The organism is Paenibacillus sp. P4_A9, assembly GCF_056402415.1.
The window spans coordinates 1-3,544 of sequence record NZ_JBFUHL010000155.1 but is presented as its reverse complement, the minus strand read 5'-3'; the positions used below and the strand labels follow the sequence as shown (position 1 = coordinate 3,544).

Annotated in this window: 3 protein-coding genes, 1 pseudogene and 1 other annotated feature; all 4 genes and pseudogenes read right to left on the bottom strand. The window is 40.9% G+C overall.

The features are described 5' to 3' along the window. Positions 1 to 199: pseudogene (locus tag AC1DVJ_RS30320) on the bottom strand (class I SAM-dependent methyltransferase); the annotation flags it as partial. A 45-nt stretch (positions 200 to 244) separates the two neighbouring features. Beyond that, positions 245 to 470: a binding site (T-box leader), on the bottom strand. A 131-nt stretch (positions 471 to 601) separates the two neighbouring features. After that, complete coding sequence (locus tag AC1DVJ_RS30315) at positions 602 to 1,435, bottom strand: hypothetical protein (RefSeq protein WP_477596533.1); 834 nt, start codon at positions 1,433 to 1,435, stop codon at positions 602 to 604. Positions 1,436 to 1,441: 6 nt separating this feature from the next. Next, positions 1,442 to 2,281, bottom strand: a complete 840-nt coding sequence (locus AC1DVJ_RS30310; protein WP_477596531.1) for a sugar phosphate isomerase/epimerase family protein — start codon at positions 2,279 to 2,281, stop codon at positions 1,442 to 1,444. A gap of 240 nt (positions 2,282 to 2,521) precedes the next feature. Continuing rightward, positions 2,522 to 3,247 carry a metallophosphoesterase family protein gene (locus tag AC1DVJ_RS30305; protein WP_477596529.1) on the bottom strand — a complete coding sequence of 242 codons (726 nt, stop codon included), beginning with the start codon at positions 3,245 to 3,247 and terminating at the stop codon, positions 2,522 to 2,524. Between the last annotated feature and the right edge of the window lie 297 nt (positions 3,248 to 3,544).

The following is a 3,544-nucleotide window of genomic DNA, read 5'->3' as shown; positions in this document are numbered from 1 at the left end:
CATATGAAAGTGTCACGTTATAGCCGATCTTCGCTAATTCCATTGCGTATTTGCCTGGTCCAGCCCCGTTATCTACGACATGACCTGCTCTAGGGAGATACTTCTTCATGTAGTTCCAATTTACCGTAAACTCAATAGGCTCGCGATCCAGTCTTCCCCATTCATCAAACTTGGCATAATAATCGATCACATTCTTCATACGCTTTCCCTCCCCTTTTTGAAATACAAAAAAACCCATCGCCTACAAAGAGGCGACAGGTCTAACCTTCGCGGTACCACTCTTCTTGATTTGCAACACTAATACTTACAAATCCTTGGGACCCGATTACGGAGGTAAACCGTTAAGATCTACAGGACACTTCGATCTTACCGCTCAAGGGTGAGTTGGGGATTCTATTGACTGTCTTCCACCGAATCGACAGCTCTCTGGACAATAGGGGGTCCTTATTGGTCCCAATCATTGCGTTTCCAATATGAAATTGTGTTGGTGATGTTAGTTTATAATCCCAAATAATTCCTGTCAATAGCTCTATTGACCCTATAAATGCTAGTATCAAAGCATAATACAGATAATAGCATGTTCACAAAATCAATCCGTTGTTTAAATCATACTTAACACTTCGTCCATCCAACTACAATCTTCATCTATGCCATAGGTTTCACATAAGCTTTTATGTACGCTTTTGAAAGCTGGAAACATACTTTTGATCACTTGCATAATCTGTTCAGGTTCTCTCGAACTAAACCAATTTTCAAGAAGTACTAACTGCCAAGCATGTAAGTTACTTCTGTTTCCTTCTAATTTTGCCCAATTCCCATAGCTATTCGGTTGAATGCCTAATTCCATGTACCACGCCGTCGTCATTAACAAGCGAAGCTGATCCAGACAATGTAGCGCATAATAGATTTCATTTCTCTTAACTCTCCGGTATGCTTCGTGAACATGTGCAAAAAATTTAGTTCTCCACATTTCGATTTCTATCACTGTTGGTTTGTAGGAGAGTTTCAACGATTGTTCTACGATGTCTTTCATCCATTCATTCGTGTCATGGACAATTTGAATGTCCTGCAACCAAACGGATGGTTGAATGTCCTTCACTCTATAATAGAAAGTATCGACTTTAATAAAGCTGCGAAAGTGAGCAGTACTGTACGTTGCCCAAGGCATGTCTTCATAGAATAAAACATCGCCCCAATTCGCGGCTCTCCCTTTTTTATCCAATCGATACGCTTCAAATACTTCTTCTTTCACGACAACTCGAAGATCAATGTCTGAGTAAAGATCGGTCTTCTTATTTCCTACAGACCCTCCATAAAACACAGCCAAAACATGTTCATCCTGAAGTAAATCCTTTTCGATGGCGTGCAGCAGGTTGTCTCGATGTTTTGGAAGTTCGACATCTCTTTCTCTGAAATGAGTTACATACTCAGACATATTGGATCATCTCCTTACTGAACAATACGGCTCCGCTAACTTCCTTACACGCTCGATCCCTTCCCACATATCACCTGGACCATCGTAAACAAGTGTCAGCGGTCCTTCATAGCCAGCCTGCTTGGCGATATCTAGACAGTGAATAAACTCAGCTTCATCTGGAAATCCCTCGGCATTCGTTTGTGATTTGGCATGGATGGATTCACTATGAGGAATCGTTCGGGCAAGATCAGCAAATTTCTCCATGCCTTTGAAATTCCCAAAATCTGAAGTAAACCCAAGGAATTCGCCGCATCCTTCCATAATAGCAAGACAATTGTCCCCTGTTGAGGAAAGGGATTTGAAATTCTCAGTGACAACGCGTACACCATGTTCGGCTCCGTATTGCCCTAGCTGGCAAAGTGCTTCAATCGAGCGCGCCAATGCTTCTCGGTCCGATGGATCCGCTTCACCAGCAATTACTCGCACCCTTTCGGCTCCTACTCGTGCCGCGATATCTATCCAACCTTTGCTCCATGCGATATCTGATTGTCTACGGATCTCATCCGCGCTGGAGATATCTCCGTATTCAAGCAACAGCGTATAGAAACGCAGCCCTTCTTCAGCAAATGCATTCTTTAACGTAAGCAGATATGATTCACTCGTCTCAGGAAAATGAAAATGACATAYTTCCAGTGACGAAAACCCCTTCCCTGCTAATACTGCCGGTAACTCAAGCAACGAAAGCAGCACTGGCTGATCTTGCGCATTTGTAATTTGCGTACACGTTTTTTCATCCCAACCTGTCCACCGCAATGGGCCTAGATTTCGATGTAAACTCCAACTTGTCAGTGATAGAAATGGCATAACTTCCATCCTTTCAATACGTCTATTTTTAAATATCTTATCAAAGTCATTCAGAAATAAACATATTCGAATACGCAGATAGATGTCTTATTATGCTATTTTCCTTGGTATTCCTCTAGTTAAAGTATTACATCACATTAATAATTAATGTTATTAATTAATAAATCTCAATAAAATTAAGCGGCAGCCTCGTAAAGAATTTATTGCACTCTCGTTTCTGCTTAGTTGAACAAATCGTTCCTAACAAGTTAATTGCCCACCATGAAAAATTTTCAGGATAAATTCCCGTTCTGGAATCTGCAACTGAATATAAGATTGCAGAAACTCCTTATTGTCGTAGGGTACTTCAATTAGCTCTTCTCTGATTGTATTCTCCGTTAACGAAACAATACCATATCTTGCACGCGGTTTATTGTAACAACCTAATGCACCAGGATTAAAATAAGTTCTTTTACTTGAAACAAAATGGTGAATCATATGATGATGGCCAAAGCATACCATCTTATAATTGGTTTCTTTGTAGAGTTGATCTAACTTCTCCGTTGACGGGTTCTTTTCTATAGACAAAAACCAGCCGTCTTGATTGGTATGATAATGAGTGAAAAGCAGGTCTTTATTGTAATGATTGACGATTAATTGTTTTGGCCATTTACTCATCGCTTCGATGTACTCGGGGTTAATTCTATCTGCCAACCATTGGTGATGGTGCCGTTCATTTTGATGCCCTTTCGGAGCGTCATCTCCATAAAACGCGGCCATTACCGCTACATCATGATTACCCACTACGAATGAAACATCCGTTCGTGACAATAGTAATTCAAGAACTTCGTTGGAATCGGGTCCAATGCCAACTACATCCCCCAAACAATAAATGTGATCAACACTCTTGGATGTAATATCCTGAAGCACCGCCATCAATGCAGGCCTATTTCCGTGTATATCGGTTATTACTGCTATTTTTTTCATTAACAAACTCCCGTCTTGTGTTCGTAACTAGAACTAGATCCCGAAAAAATAAGAAAACCTCTATCGAGGCCATTCAACGATCAGCGACCGCGCTTAGGTAAAATAACTGGATTTTATGATGTTAATTTCGCTGGTTTGGCTTGAAATTGCATTCGAACCTACCGTCTAGGATCCAGGGCCATGCAGCTGCAATAAATAACATTACAGGATAACGCTATTCGGCACTACGTTACATCCAATTGCAAATTAGCGTTACGCGTGCAGCTAATAACGCCAAAAGTTGATATTTCCTCAAGT

Excerpts from the sequence above, each read along its gene's own strand:
- AC1DVJ_RS30315 (WP_477596533.1), bottom strand. The coding sequence starts at position 1,435 with ATGTCTGAGTATGTAACTCATTTCAGAGAAAGAGATGTCGAACTTCCA.
- AC1DVJ_RS30305 (WP_477596529.1), bottom strand. The coding sequence starts at position 3,247 with ATGAAAAAAATAGCAGTAATAACCGATATACACGGAAATAGGCCTGCA.